10 protein-coding genes are annotated in these 14,795 nt (G+C 67.9%); all 10 read left to right on the top strand.

Annotation, left to right across the window (positions count from 1 at the left end; translation table 11 throughout):
* Positions 1-362 precede the first annotated feature (362 nt).
* A complete protein-coding gene (locus ACWV17_RS05270) occupies positions 363-2,582 on the top strand; it encodes an ABC transporter substrate-binding protein (protein WP_455358659.1) in 2,220 nt (739 codons plus the stop codon).
* A gap of 310 nt (positions 2,583-2,892) precedes the next feature.
* Positions 2,893-4,764, top strand: coding sequence for a translational GTPase TypA (typA, locus tag ACWV17_RS05265; RefSeq protein ID WP_455352666.1), 1,872 nt, complete (start codon positions 2,893-2,895; stop codon positions 4,762-4,764).
* 467 nt (positions 4,765-5,231) lie between these two features.
* Positions 5,232-6,854, top strand: coding sequence for a peptide ABC transporter substrate-binding protein (locus ACWV17_RS05260; RefSeq protein ID WP_455358658.1), 1,623 nt, complete (start codon positions 5,232-5,234; stop codon positions 6,852-6,854).
* Positions 6,855-6,980: 126 nt separating this feature from the next.
* Entirely contained in the window at positions 6,981-7,910 is a 930-nt protein-coding gene (locus tag ACWV17_RS05255; RefSeq protein ID WP_455358657.1) for an ABC transporter permease, read from the top strand.
* Positions 7,903-8,847 (top strand): ABC transporter permease, encoded by a 945-nt coding sequence (locus tag ACWV17_RS05250; protein WP_455358656.1) that lies wholly within the window; start codon positions 7,903-7,905, stop codon positions 8,845-8,847. Before ACWV17_RS05255 ends, ACWV17_RS05250 begins: the two co-directional genes overlap by 8 nt.
* An 11-nt stretch (positions 8,848-8,858) precedes the next feature.
* Positions 8,859-9,917, top strand: a complete 1,059-nt coding sequence (locus ACWV17_RS05245; RefSeq protein ID WP_455358655.1) for an ABC transporter ATP-binding protein — start codon at positions 8,859-8,861, stop codon at positions 9,915-9,917.
* Positions 9,910-11,058, top strand: a complete 1,149-nt coding sequence (locus tag ACWV17_RS05240) for an ABC transporter ATP-binding protein (protein ID WP_455358654.1) — start codon at positions 9,910-9,912, stop codon at positions 11,056-11,058. The genes ACWV17_RS05245 and ACWV17_RS05240 overlap by 8 nt, the downstream gene beginning before the upstream one ends.
* A 163-nt stretch (positions 11,059-11,221) precedes the next feature.
* Positions 11,222-12,013 carry a peptidoglycan recognition protein family protein gene (locus tag ACWV17_RS05235; protein WP_455358653.1) on the top strand — a complete coding sequence of 264 codons (792 nt, stop codon included), beginning with the start codon at positions 11,222-11,224 and terminating at the stop codon, positions 12,011-12,013.
* Positions 12,014-12,120: 107 nt separating this feature from the next.
* A complete protein-coding gene (locus ACWV17_RS05230; RefSeq protein WP_455358652.1) occupies positions 12,121-13,044 on the top strand; it encodes a GNAT family N-acetyltransferase in 924 nt (307 codons plus the stop codon).
* Between the two features lie 114 nt (positions 13,045-13,158).
* Complete coding sequence (locus tag ACWV17_RS05225) at positions 13,159-14,787, top strand: peptide ABC transporter substrate-binding protein (RefSeq protein WP_455358651.1); 1,629 nt, start codon at positions 13,159-13,161, stop codon at positions 14,785-14,787.
* Positions 14,788-14,795: the final 8 nt, after the last annotated feature.

The raw sequence follows: 14,795 nt of genomic DNA, 5'->3' as shown, positions 1-14,795 counted from the left end.
GTCCTCACTTCCGCAGGGGGCGGTGGCATGCGGGGCACCGGGCGGTCCCCGGGGTTCCGCATGCGCCTGAGAGTGTCGCGCGTCACATCCCCCGTTGTGAAGGGATGTGCAGCGATTGGTGGCGCGTGCACCTGGAGTGCGCCCCCAGGCTGTTCGTACCTTTCCGCCATTTTGTCTCTTTCGACGGCGCGACGCCCGTTTCACCGTTGGGCCGCACGGGTGGCCTTTGGCCCGCGCCCCGACGTGTCGCCGACGGTCGTCCGGGGTCGTCCCCTTCATTGGAGGGCGAAAGAGTCGGTGTGATCAGCTCCATATACCGCCAAACGTGCATGAACCCGGCATCCGCCCCGGAGGTATCAGCCATGTCCCACGTCGGCGTCCCGCGCGGTACGGCAGCCAGCAGGCGCCGCACCGCAGCGCTCCTCATCACGGGCGCACTCGCGCTGTCCGCGCTGGCCGGCTGCACCACGGGTGGCGACGAGGAGGAAGCCGCCGCCGCGGTCCAGGACATCGGCGCCGCGAACCGGGAGCTGGTCGCTGACGGAGGCGCGCTGCGCTGGGCCGTGGACGCGATGCCGGAGACGCTGAACGCCTTCCAGGCCGACGCGGACGCCGCCACCGGGCGCATCGCCGGCGCCGTACTGCCCGCCCTGTACACCCTGGACGATCGCGGCCGGGCCGTGCTCAACCCGGACTATCTGGAGTCCGCGAAGGTCGTCGAGAGCGAGCCCAAGCAGGTCGTCCTGTACAAGCTCAACCAGCAGGCGGTATGGAGCGACGGCCGGGAGATCGGCGCGCCCGACTTCCTGGCCCAGTGGCGCGCGCTCAGCGGAAAGGATTCTGCGTACTGGACCGCCCGCAACGCCGGCTACGAACGGATCGAGAAGATCGAGCGCGGCGGGAACGACCTCGAGGTCAAGGTCACCTTCAGCAAGCCGTACGCCGACTGGCAGTCACTCTTCACCCCGCTCTACCCGAAGGACGTCACCAGCACCCCGGACGCCTTCAACGAGGGAGCCCGCACCGAGCTCAAGGCGACAGCCGGACCCTTCGTACTCAAGAGCGTCGACAAGCAGACCGGCACGGTCACCCTGGGCCGCAACGCCCGCTGGTGGGGGCTGCCCCCGAAGCTCGACACCCTGGTGTTCACGGCGGTGCCGCGGGCCGAGCGGCCGGCGGCGCTGGCCGCGGGCAGGATCGACCTGGCCGAGATCGACAAGGCCGTGCCCGCACCGGGCGGTTTCGTCGTCCGCAAGTCCCTCGAACCGGCCTACACCCAGCTCGCGCTCAACGGCAGCTCGGGCCCGCTTGCCGACGAGCGGGTACGCCGCGCGGTGGCCCGCGCGCTGGACCGCAAGGAGCTAGCCGAGCTCGTCCTGAAGCCGCTCGGCCTGCCCGCGCAACCGCTCGGCAGCCACCTCGCGCTGGCCGGCCAGCGCGCATACGCGGACGGCAGCGGGGCCCTCGGCAGCCAGGACACCGAGGCCGCTCAGGCGCTGCTGGCCGACGCCGGGTGGCGGCGGGGCGGCCCGGTGCGCGAGGAGGAGAACACCAAGGCCGGCAGCCGGGCGGACGAGGGCGAGGCCGCGCGGAAGAAGCCGAGCACCGAGCCGAGCGCCGAGCCGGACGCCAAGAAGAGCGCCGAGCCGGACGCCAAGAGGAGCGCGAAGCCGAACGCCGGACCCAACGCCGGACGGAACGCCGACTCGGCGGACGACGGGGCGTACATCGTCGGCCAGGAGGACGGGAAGGCCGCCACGCACTGGAAGGCCGCCGAGGCCGCAGCAGCCGCCAGGGCCGCGACGACTGCCGGGGCCGCCGGGGCCGCCAGAGACGGGGACTCCAAGCCCGCCGACCGCGCGAACGGCACCGACTCCACCCACGTCCTCGCGCCGGCCCTGCCTGCCGCCGTGCGCGAGGCCCCGGACGGGCCGGGCGCCGAGGCGAAGCACCCCGTCGCCGGCGCGTATGCACCGCAGGGCACCGCGGCCCCGGCTCCCGCCGGACCGGCTGGGGCGGTGATGGCCAAGGACGGCAAGGCGCTGAGCCTGCGCTTCGTGCTCCCCTCGGGCCCCGGCTCGGAGGCCCTGCGGGCCGTGGGCGCGAGGATCGCGCGGATGCTGGACTCCATCGGCATCCGCACGGAGATCGTCAAGGTCGCGGACCAGAGTTTCTTCAAGGACCACATCGCCTCGGGCGAGTACGACCTCGCGCTGTACTCCTGGCCGGCCACCGCTTTCCCGGCCACCGACGCCCGGCCGATCTTCGCCAAGCCCGAGCCGGCCGCAGACGGCTCGCTGCTGGTGGAGCAGAACTACACCCGGGTCGGCACCGACCACATCGACCAGCTCTTCGACCAGGCGCTGGCCGAGCTGGACGAGGACGAGTCCCGTGAGCTGATGCGCAAGGCCGATGCCCGGATCTGGGCCGCGGCCGGATCCATCCCGCTCTACCAGCGCCCGGAGCTGGTGGCCGCCAAGCCCGGCCTGGCCAACGCGGGCGCCTTCGGACTGGCCACCCCGCGCTACCAGGACATCGGATTCAAGAAGGCCGGCCCGCGCAAAGCCGATAAAAACCGGTAAACACCGGTAGGCCGGAGAGAGCGCCGGTCCGGCGCCGGTCACAAGCTCAGAACCTGCTCAAGTCACTTGCCCGTCGGCTCGGCCGGCGGGCAAGGTCGTGCATACCCATTGACCTGTGGTTTTGCATGATCCACCCCTTCCCGGGGCTTCCCGCCCATCTGTAGCCCTCCGGCCTCTTGACAGACCCCCGAGCGGTCGGTTGCTCCCGCGCCACGTACCATGGGGTAAGGCCGTGGTGGTTTCGCCCGGCAGGCACGCGTGCCGGACCGTACGCGAAGCCATCCACGATTCCGGGAGAAGCGCCGCCAGTATGCCCACGCGCCACGACATTCGTAACGTCGCCATCGTCGCCCACGTCGACCACGGCAAGACGACCCTCGTCGACGCCATGCTGAAGCAGGCCGGCGCCTTCGCCGCGCACGCCGCCGAGCACCTCGACGACCGCATGATGGACTCGAACGACCTGGAGCGTGAGAAGGGCATCACGATCCTGGCCAAGAACACGGCGGTCAAGTACCACCCGAAGGCCGGCGGCGGCCCCGTCACCATCAACATCATCGACACCCCCGGCCACGCCGACTTCGGTGGTGAGGTCGAGCGCGGTCTGTCCATGGTGGACGCGGTCGTCCTGCTGGTCGACGCCTCCGAGGGCCCGCTGCCGCAGACCCGCTTCGTGCTGCGCAAGGCGCTGTCCGCGAAGATGCCGGTCATCCTCTGCATCAACAAGACGGACCGTCCCGACTCCCGGATCGCGGAGGTCGTCGACGAGACGTACGACCTGTTCCTGGACCTGGACGCGACCGAGGAGCAGATCGAGTTCCCGATCGTCTACGCGTGCGCGCGTGACGGTGTCGCCTCGCTGACCAAGCCGGAGGACGGCACCGTCCCGGCCGACAGCGAGAACCTGGAGCCGTTCTTCACCACGATCCTGGAGCACGTGCCGGCCCCGGAGTACGACGAGTCCGCCCCGCTCCAGGCGCACGTCACCAACCTGGACGCCGACAACTTCCTCGGCCGTATCGCCCTCTGCCGCGTCGAGCAGGGCGAGCTGAAGAAGGGCCAGACCGTCGCGTGGATCAAGCGTGACGGCACGATGTCGAATGTCCGCATCACCGAGCTGATGATGACCGAGGCGCTGACCCGCAAGCCGGCCGAGAAGGCGGGCCCGGGTGACATCTGCGCGATCGCCGGTATCCCGGAGATCATGATCGGCGAGACCCTGGCCGACCCCGAGAACCCGATCGCGCTCCCGCTGATCACGGTCGACGAGCCGGCGATCTCGATGACCATCGGTACGAACACCTCGCCGCTGGTCGGCAAGGGCGGCAAGGGCCACAAGGTCACCGCCCGTCTGGTGAAGGACCGCCTGGACCGCGAGCTCGTCGGTAACGTCTCGCTCCGCGTGCTGCCCACCGAGCGTCCCGACGCCTGGGAGGTGCAGGGCCGCGGTGAGCTGGCGCTCGCCATCCTCGTCGAGCAGATGCGCCGGGAAGGCTTCGAGCTGACCGTCGGCAAGCCCGAGGTGGTCACCAAGCAGGTCGACGGCAAGACGTACGAGCCGATCGAGCGCATGACGATCGACTCGCCCGAGGAGCACCTCGGTGCCATCACGCAGCTGATGGCGACCCGCAAGGGCCGTATGGAGACGATGACCAACCACGGCTCCGGCTGGATCCGCATGGAGTGGATCGTGCCGTCCCGCGGCCTCATCGGCTTCCGTACGGAGTTCCTGACGCAGACCCGCGGTACGGGCATCGCCCACTCCATCTTCGAGGGCCACGAGCCGTGGTTCGGCGACCTGCGCACCCGTAACAACGGTTCGCTGGTGGCCGACCGCTCCGGTTCGGTGACCCCGTTCGCGATGATCAACCTCCAGGAGCGGGGTGTGATCTTCGTCGAGGCCGGCACCGAGGTCTACGAGGGCATGATCATCGGTGAGAACTCGCGTTCCGACGACATGGACGTGAACATCACCAAGGAGAAGAAGCTCACCAACATGCGTGCGGCTTCGGCGGACAACACGGAGAACGTGGTGCCGCCCCGCAAGCTGTCCCTGGAGCAGTCGCTGGAGTTCTGCCGCGACGACGAGTGCATCGAGGTCACCCCGGAGACCGTGCGCATCCGCAAGGTCGTCCTGGACCAGAAGGAGCGCGGCCGCGCCGCGTCGCGCGCCAAGCGCTGAACCGACCACCGCTGACGGACTGTCAGTGCGAACGGCCCGGCCCCCACGGAACCTTCGTGGGGGCCGGGCCGTTTTGCATTCCGATGGAATCGATCACTGACAGAAGACTGGCCCCGGGTCAACTTCTTTTGGTAGAAGGCCGACGAGCACGTGTCCGCATAGCGGCTATCACGATCCGGAAGTTGCGTTAACAGTCCGTTTCGCGGGTGTCTGTCTGTGATCACTTTGTCCGGATTTCGGGCATCTGATAGCGGGCGATGTTGTCAAAACGAGACCCTTTAAGTGTGGTTTACGGCTCGGACGTACTTAATAGTTGGCTCCATTGAGCTCGGGTCAATGGGTCACGCGCTGTGGGGAGCGCCGACTCACGAGCACACTCGGGGTACTGCTTCTTCGCCGTCAGGGGTGTCGGCGACGTGTGCAAGTCCCCCTCTTGTAGTGATCAGTGGACTCATGAGGAGGAACCCATGCGTGGTGCCAAGAGCGCCAAGTGGGTCGCAGGTGCGATTGTCGTGGCTCTGTCGGCGACGGCGTGCGGCGGCGGAAGCGACGACACCGACACGGCTTCGAAGGAGAAGGGCAAGCCCGCGGGCTACGTCTCCATCGATGTCGGCGAGCCGCAGAAGCCGCTGATCCCGGCCGACACGAACGAGTCGCTCGGCAGCTATGTCATCCAGTCGCTGTTCACCCAGCTGCTGGACTTCGACGCGCAGGGCAAGATCGTCTACACCAACGCCGAGTCTGTGGAGTCGGCCGACTCCAAGACCTGGACGGTCAAGCTCAAGAAGGGCTGGAAGTTCCACGACGGCACCCCCGTCACGGCGGACTCCTACGTCAAGGCGTGGAACTGGTACGCCAACATCAACAACAAGCAGCAGAACGCCTTCTGGTTCGAGGACATCGCCGGCTACGCCGACGTGCACCCGGAGAAGGGCGCTCCGAAGTCCGACAAGATGTCGGGCCTGAAGGTCGTCGACGAGACCACCTTCACCATCGAGCTCACCAACCCGGTGCCGTACTACGAGTACAAGCTCGGCTACACCACCTTCGCGCCGCTGCCCGAGGTCTTCTACAAGGACACCAAGGCGTTCGGCCAGGCCCCGGTCGGCAACGGTCCCTACATCTTCGAGAAGTGGGACCACAAGAAGCTCATCCAGGTCAAGGCCAACCCTGACTACCAGGGCCCGAACAAGGCCAAGAACAAGGGTGTCCTCTTCAAGAACTACGCGACCGTCGAGGCCGCGTACCAGGACCTCCTCTCCGGCAACCTGGACATGATCCGCCAGGTCGGCCCGAAGGACCTGCCGAAGTACAAGCAGGACCTCGGCGACCGCGCGATCGAGCAGCCGTACGCGGCCATGCAGACGCTCGTCCCGGTCTTCTACTCCAAGACCTTCAAGGGCATCGACCCGAAGGTCGTCCAGGGTCTGTCCATGGCGATCGACCGCGAGACGATCACCAAGACCGTCCTCAACAACACCCGCAAGCCCGCCACCAGCTTCATTCCCGAGGGTGTCGCCGGCAAGCAGGACCTGGGCAGCGACGTGTTCACGTTCAACGCGGCCAAGGCCAAGCAGCTGGTAACCGAGGGCGGCGGCATCCCGGGCAACAAGTTCTGGATCCAGTACAACGCCGACGGTGGCCACAAGGAGTGGGTGACCGCGGTCTGCGAGTCGATCCGCAACTCCACCGGTGTCGAGTGCATCCCGGACGCCAAGCCGGACTTCCAGACCGACCTGGAAGCGCGTGACAACAACCAGGTCAAGTCGATGTACCGCGGTGGCTGGGTCGCCGACTACCCGGTGAACGCCAACTTCATGCGCGAGCTCTACGGCACCACCGCCGAGGCGAACAACGGCCGGTTCTCGGACAAGGCGGTCGACGCCGCGTTCAAGAAGGCCGACAACGCCAAGTCCCTGGAAGAGTCGATCAAGCTCTACCAGGAGGCGGAGAAGCTGGTTCTGACGAAGATGCCGGCCATCCCGCTGTGGGAGTACAAGATCAACGGTGGCCACTCCAAGGCCGTTGACAACGTGACCGTGGACTTCCACGGCGACTTCAACATCACCGAAGTCACCGTCGTCAAGTAAACAGCCTGCGGGCCACCCCCCACTCGGCCGTCACCCGCCACCGCAACTGGCGGTAGGCCCCCGGGGCCGCTCCCTGAATCCAGGTAGCGGCCCCTGGGGCTGCAGTTATCCATATCGGAGGCAAACATGGGGCGTTATGTCGCGCGGCGACTGCTCCAGATGATCCCGGTCTTCCTCGGGTCAACCTTGCTGGTCTTCTCCATGATGTTCGCGCTGCCCGGTGATCCCGTGCGCGCGCTCGCCGGAGAGCAGACCGTCGATCCAGCTCAGATCGCTGCCATGAAGAAGGAACTCGGTCTCGACCTTCCGCTCTGGCACCAGTACTGGAACTACCTGGTCAACCTGTTCCAGGGCGACTTCGGTACCCAGATCGCCAGCGGCCGGCCCGTTGCCGACATCATCTCGGAAGCGTTCCCGATCACGATCCGACTCACCCTGTTCGCCTTCACCTTCACCGTGCTGGTCGGCATCTCGCTCGGCGTCTTCGCCGGTCTGAAGGCCGACACGCTCCGGGACCGCGGCCTGCTCGTCCTGACGCTGCTGCTGATCTCGGTCCCCTCGTTCGTCCTGGGCTTCCTCGCCCAGTTCTTCTTCGCCCACCAGCTGGGCTGGGTCGACCCCAACGTCAGCGCAGTGGCGGAATCGAGCGAGCTGATCCTGCCGGCTGTCGTGCTCGGCTCACTGTCGCTGGCGTACGTCGCCCGCCTCACCCGTACCTCGATCGCGGAGAACCTGCGCTCCGACTACATGCGCACCGCGGTGGCCAAGGGGCTGCCGCGCCGGCGGATCATCGGCGTACACCTGATGCGCAACTCCATGATTCCCGTGGTCACCTTCCTCGGCACGGACATCGGCGCCCTGATGGGCGGCGCGGTGGTCACCGAAGGCATCTTCAATGTTCAGGGCGTCGGCTACAACGTGTTTTCCGCGCTGAGGACCCGTGAAGGCTCCACCGTCGTGGGCATCGTGACCCTGATCGTGGTGGTCTATCTCGTCGCCAGCCTGCTCGTCGACCTGCTCTACGCGGTCCTGGACCCGAGGATCCGTTATGCCTGAGGCTCTCAAGGACACCGTCAAGGACCAGCCCGCCGTCGAGACCCCGGTGAACCAGCCGGTGGCCAAGATGGGCAAGCCGCGCAGTCTCTGGTCGGACGCCTGGCACGACCTGCGCCGCAACCCGCTGTTCCTGGTCTCCGGAGTCCTCATTGTCATCCTGCTGACGATGGCGATAGCGCCGGGCCTGTTCACCAGCGCCGACCCGCGCTACGCGGACCTCGCCAAGCACTATCTGCAGAAGCCCAACTGGGGGAACTTCTTCCAGGAGGACTGGTTCGGTTACGACATCCAGGGCCGCTCGATCTACGCACGCGTCATCTACGGGGCCCGCGCCTCGATCGCCGTGGCCGTGTGCGTGACCGCGATCGTCACCGTGCTGGGAACCGTGGTCGGCATGCTCGCCGGTTACTTCGGCGGCATCTGGGACACCATCCTGTCCCGGATCACCGACATCTTCTTCGGCGTTCCCTTCATCCTCGGCGCGATGGTGGTGCTCACCTCGTTCACCGAACGGCACCTCTACGTCGTGATCCTGGCGCTGGCCTTCCTGGGCTGGACCCAGATCGCCCGTGTCGCCCGCGGTTCGGTGATGACCATCAAGCAGGCGGACTACGTGATGGCGGCCAAGGCGCTCGGCGCCTCGACCACCCGCATCCTGCTCCGGCACATCCTGCCCAACGCCATGGCGCCGGTGATCGTCGTCGCGACCATCGCGCTCGGCGGTTACATCTCGGCCGAGGCCACGCTGTCCTTCCTGGGCATCGGTCTCGCCGAGCCGACCGTCTCATGGGGTGTCGACATCTCGTCGGGCCAGGAGCAGCTCCGTAACGCCGCGTTCGTCCTGATCATCCCGTCGGTCATGGTGTCGATCACTGTTCTGGCGTTCATCATGCTCGGCGATGCGGTACGCAACGCCCTCGACCCCAAGCTGCGCTGAGGGAGGCGTACATGACCATCATCGATAAGACGGCGAGTGTTCCTTCCTCGTCCGGTACGGACGACAACGGCGGCCCGCTGCTCGAAGTCCGCGACCTGCACGTGGAGTTCCACACCCGTGACGGCGTGGCCAAGGCCGTCAACGGCGTCAACTACAGCGTCAGCGCCGGCGAGACCCTCGCGGTGCTCGGCGAGTCCGGTTCCGGCAAGTCCGTGACCGCGCAGGCGATCATGGGCATCCTCGACATGCCCCCCGGGCGGATCCCCAAGGGAGAGATCCTCTTCCGCGGCGAGGACATGCTCAGGATGAACAACGAGGAGCGGCGCAGGATCCGCGGCCAGAAGATCGCCATGATCTTCCAGGACGCGCTGTCCTCGCTGAACCCGGTGCTCTCCGTGGGCTACCAGCTGGGCGAGATGTTCCGCGTCCACCTGGGCCTGTCCAAGAAGGAGGCCAAGGCCAGGTCCATCGAGCTGATGGACCGGGTGCGCATCCCGGCGTCCAAGGAGCGGGTGAACGACTACCCGCACCAGTTCTCCGGCGGTATGCGCCAGCGCATCATGATTGCCATGGCGCTGGCCCTGGAGCCCGACCTGATCATCGCGGACGAGCCGACCACCGCGCTCGACGTGACCGTCCAGGCGCAGGTCATGGACCTGCTCGCGGAGCTGCAGCGCGAGTACAACATGGGCCTGATCCTGATCACCCACGACCTCGGCGTGGTCGCCGACGTCGCGGACAAGATCGCGGTCATGTACGCGGGCCGGATCGTGGAGACCGCCCCGGTGCACGAGCTGTACAAGCGGCCCGCGCACCCGTACACCCGCGGCCTGCTCGACTCGATCCCGCGCCTGGACCAGAAGGGCCAGGAGCTCTACGCGATCAAGGGCCTGCCGCCCAACCTCACCCGTATTCCGACCGGTTGTGCCTTCAACCCGCGCTGCCCGTCGGCACAGGACATCTGCCGTACGGACATCCCGGCCCTGCTCCCGGTCACCGAGCGGGACGGCGGCGAGCTGCCGGGCCGCGGAAGCGCGTGCCACTTCTGGAAGGAGACGATCCATGGCTGAGCTCAGCAAGAGCACCGGGCCTGTGGACGCCACCCCGAACGTCACCGCGGTGGACAGCGTGGACGCGGCCGACGAGGCCGCGTCGGTCGCCGCCATCGAGGCGCCCGCCCAGCGTGGTGAGCCGATCCTCCAGGTGCGCGATCTGGTCAAGCACTTCCCGCTGACCCAGGGCATCCTGTTCAAGAAGCAGGTCGGCGCGGTCAAGGCCGTGGACGGGGTCTCCTTCGACCTCTACCAGGGCGAGACCCTCGGCATCGTCGGCGAGTCCGGCTGTGGCAAGTCCACCGTCGCGAAGCTGCTGATGACGCTGGAGAGCGCGACCGCGGGCGAGGTCTTTTACAAGGGCCAGGACATCACCAAGCTGTCCGGGCGTGCGCTGAAGGCGGTCCGGCGCAACATCCAGATGGTGTTCCAGGACCCGTACACCTCGCTCAACCCCCGGATGACGGTCGGCGACATCATCGGCGAGCCCTTCGACATCCACCCCGAGGTGGCCCCGAAGGGCGACCGGCGCCGCCGGGTGCAGGAGCTGCTCGACGTCGTCGGCCTCAACCCGGAGTACATCAACCGGTACCCGCACCAGTTCTCCGGCGGTCAGCGCCAGCGCATCGGCATCGCCCGCGGCCTCGCGCTCAACCCGGAGATCATCATCTGCGACGAGCCGGTGTCGGCGCTGGACGTCTCCGTCCAGGCGCAGGTCATCAACCTGATGGAGAAGCTCCAGGACGAGTTCAACCTCTCCTACGTCTTCATCGCGCACGACCTGTCGATCGTCCGGCACATCTCCGACCGGGTGGGTGTGATGTACCTCGGCAAGATGGCCGAGATCGGCACCGACCAGCAGATCTACGACCACCCGACGCACCCCTACACCCAGGCGCTGCTGTCGGCGGTCCCGGTTCCGGACCCGGACGCCCGCGAGGGCCGCGAGCGGATCATCCTCACCGGTGACGTGCCCTCGCCGGCCAACCCGCCGTCGGGCTGCCGCTTCCGCACCCGCTGCTGGAAGGCCGAGGAGAAGTGCGCCACCGAGGTGCCGCTGCTCGCGATCCCGGCGCGGTTCGCGGGCCAGGACACCCCGGCCGCGCATGAGTCGGCGTGCCACTTCGCCGAGGAGAAGGACGTCGTACACGCGGCGTAGCTTCTTGTAGGAGTACGAGTACGAGGGCGCCCGGGCCGAGCAGTCGGCCCGGGCGCCCTCGTCCGTCCCGGCCGGTGTCCGATGATCACCCGATACGGTCTCTGCCGCTCCTCCGCCGGGGCGCCTGCGTGATGCGCGCACCCGCGCCCCCTTCAATGAGCGCGTGCTGAATGGACGTCAGAACACCAGCGAAGAATCCCGCCCCTCCCGCCGGACCATGTTCACCGGTGCGCTCGCCCTCGGGGCGGCCGCGCTCGTGCCGCTTGCCGTACCCGGACGTGCGCACGCCGCCGCCGGGCCGGCCGTCGTCAGCTGCTCGGCGTGGGGGGCCAGACCCCCGAGCAGTCCGGTCAGGGTCCTCTCCGCACCGCCGAAGAGGATCATCGTGCATCACACGGCCACGGCCAACGTCACCGACTACTCGCGGGCGCGGGCCTTCGCGCTGGCGCGCGCGATCCAGACGTACCACATGGACATGCAGGGCTGGAGCGACACCGGCCAGCACTTCACGATCAGCCGGGGCGGCTATGTGACGGAGGGCCGGCACCGCAGCCTGACCGAGCTGCAGGCCGGCGCCCGGCAGGTCGAGGCGGCGCACTGCATCGGGCAGAACACCGCGTCCATCGGCATCGAGAACGAGGGCACGTACAGCTCGGTCGAGCCGCGCATCCTCCAGTACTCCGCGCTGGTCGAGCTGTGCGCGGAGATCTGCCTGCGGTACGGGATGTCGTCCTCCGAGATCTACGGGCACCGCGACTTCAACGCCACCGACTGCCCGGGCAACCGCTTCTACGCGCTGCTGCCGCAGCTGCGGCAGGACGTGGCCGCCAGGACCGGCGACGACGCGGCGGAGCGGGCCTGGAACCCCGTCAGGAAGAAGGCCGGCAGCGAACCGGCCGCCGCTGCCGAGTACCTGCCGGAGAGCGCGTTCGACCTGCGACGCGGCCGGGGGTGAAGCCGTCGCACAGCCCCCGCCCACCGCCGCGAAACCGACTTGCGCGCGTCGCCACCGCCGCCCGAGAGTGGCCCGATGGACTGTGGAATCCACCGCACGGTGTACGCGTGCTGACCGTGAGGCCCGCCGGGCCCGGGGACGCCCGGGAGATCTGCAGGCTGCTCAACGAGATCGACACCATCGAGATCGGCCGGCCCGAGACCGATCTGCACAGTGTCGAGGCCGACCTCGTCCATCCGGAGGCCGACCTCGCCAACAACTCCTGGCTCGCCTTCGAGGGCGGGCGGCTGGTCGCGTACGGCCTGCTCTGGGACGACTCGGGCGCCGAGCGCATCGACACCGACCACTACGTACTGCCGGATCATCAGGCCGCGGGGGAGCGGCTGTTCGCGCTCATGGAGGCCAGGGCACGGGACAAGGCCGCCGCCAACGGGGCCGGGCAGGCGGTCGTCCACCTCAACCTGAACGCCGAGCCGACGACCGACACCGCGATGCTCGCGCGTCGCGGCTGGCAGCGGGTGCGCCGCTACCAGGTCATGGCGCGCGGGCTGTCCGCACAGGACCCGGTCCCCGAGCCGCCGGCCGGGGTGAGCCTGCGCGACTGTACGGACGAGGCCGACCGGCGGCTCGTGCACGCGCTGCTGGAGGAGACCTTCGCCGAGCACTTCGACCACCAGGTGCGGACGTACGGGCAGTGGCTCGACGACCTCGACGCCGCACGGCTGGACTGGTCGCTGGTGTGGATCGCCTCCCTGGAGGGCAGCGGCGACGTCGCCGCCCTGCTGAGCAGGGACGACCGGGCGGCGATGGCCTGGGTGCGCAACCTCGGCGTACGCAAGGAGGTACGCGGCCGGGGGCTCGGCGGGTATCTGCTGCGGCATGCCTTCGGGGTGTATGCGGCCCGTGGCCGGACCACCCTCGGCCTCGGCGTGGACACGCTCAACGAGACCGGTGCGCTGCGGCTCTACGAGGCGCACGGCATGGGGCTGCACTTCGCGGTCGACACCTGGGAGGTGACCTTGGAGGTGTAGGGCCTGCCCGGGGCGGGCCGGACGCGCCGGGCATCGGTCAATAACGTGCTATCACGGACATTCTGGGGTGCAATTTGGGCCTGAGTGAGACTTGGGACCCTGAGGAGGCACTCCATGCCCGCAGCCACGCACGCCAAGTGGGCCGCATGCGCGCTGGCCGTCGCCCTCGCGGCGACCGCCTGCGGCGGCGGTGACAGCGGCGGCGGGAGTGACGGCGCGGGCATCGTGAGCTCCTCCTGGGGAGACCCGCAGAACCCGCTGGAGCCGGCGAACACCAACGAGGTGCAGGGCGGCAAGGTCCTCGACATGATCTTCCGCGGCCTCAAGGAGTACGACCCCAGGACCGGCGAGGCCGTGAACATGGTCGCCGAGAGCATCGAGACCACCGACTCGCAGAACTTCACCGTCACCCTGAAGGACGGCTGGACCTTCAGCAACGGGGAGAAGGTCACCGCGCAGTCCTTCGTCGACGCCTGGAACTACGGGGCCAACGTCCGGAACAACCAGCGCAACGCCTACTTCTTCGGCTACATCGAGGGTTACGACAAGGTCCACCCCGAATCCGGCGATCCCACCGCCGAGACGCTCTCCGGGCTCAGGGTCACCGGCCCCGGGACCTTCACGGTCAGGCTGACGCAGAAGTTCTCGACCTGGCCCGACACCCTCGGGTACGCCGCTTTCGTGCCGCTGCCCAGGGCCTTCTTCGACGACCACGACGCCTGGATCTCCAAGCCGGTCGGCAACGGCCCGTACACCGTGGAGTCCTACACCAAGGGCTCACAGATGAGCCTGCGCAAGTGGGAAGAGTACCCCGGGGAGGACAAGGCGCAGAACGCCGGCGTGGACCTCAAGGTCTACACCGACAACAACACCGCCTACACCGACCTGACGGCCGGAAACCTCGACCTCGTCGACGACGTGCCGGCCTCGCAGCTGAAGAACGTGCAGGCCGACCTCGGCGACCGGTACATCAACACCCCGGCCGGCATCATCCAGACCCTCGCCTTCCCCTACTACAACGCGGCCTGGAAGAAGCCGGGTGCGGAGAAGGTCCGCAAGGGCATCTCGCGGGCGATCAACCGCAAGCAGATCACCGACACTATCTTCCAGAAGACCCGCACTCCCGCGACCGACTGGACCTCACCGGTCCTCGGCGCGGACGGCGGATACAAGGCGGGCCTGTGCGGTGAGGCCTGCGAGTACAACCCGGCCGAGGCGAAGAAGCTGATCGCCGAGGGCGGCGGCATCCCCGGCGGCCAGCTGAAGATCACGTACAACACGGACACCGGCTCCCACCGGGAGTGGGTCGACGCGGTCTGCAACAGCATCAACAACGCGCTCGGCAACAACAAGGCGTGCGTCGGCAACCCGGTGGGCACGTTCGCCGACTTCCGTAACCAGATCACCCAGAGCAAGATGTCGGGGCCGTTCCGGGCCGGCTGGCAGATGGACTACCCGCTGATCCAGAACTTCCTGCAGCCGCTCTACTACACCAACGCCTCGTCCAACGACGGCAAGTGGAGCAACCCGGAGTTCGACAAGCTCATCGACCGCGCCAACGCCGAGACCGACAACGCCAAGGCCGTCGCCACGTTCCAGGACGCCGAGCGGGTCCTCGCCGAGGACATGGCGGCCATCCCGCTCTGGTACCAGAACGGCAGCGCCGGCTACGCGGACACGCTCTCGAACGTGACCCTCGATCAGTTCAGCGTCCCCGTCTACAACGAGATCAAGGTCAGCTGACGCCAGGA

Source organism: Streptomyces mabaensis, assembly GCF_053763515.1.
The sequence above is the reverse complement of the archived record's forward strand: the minus strand, read 5'-3'. Positions and strand labels throughout refer to the sequence as shown.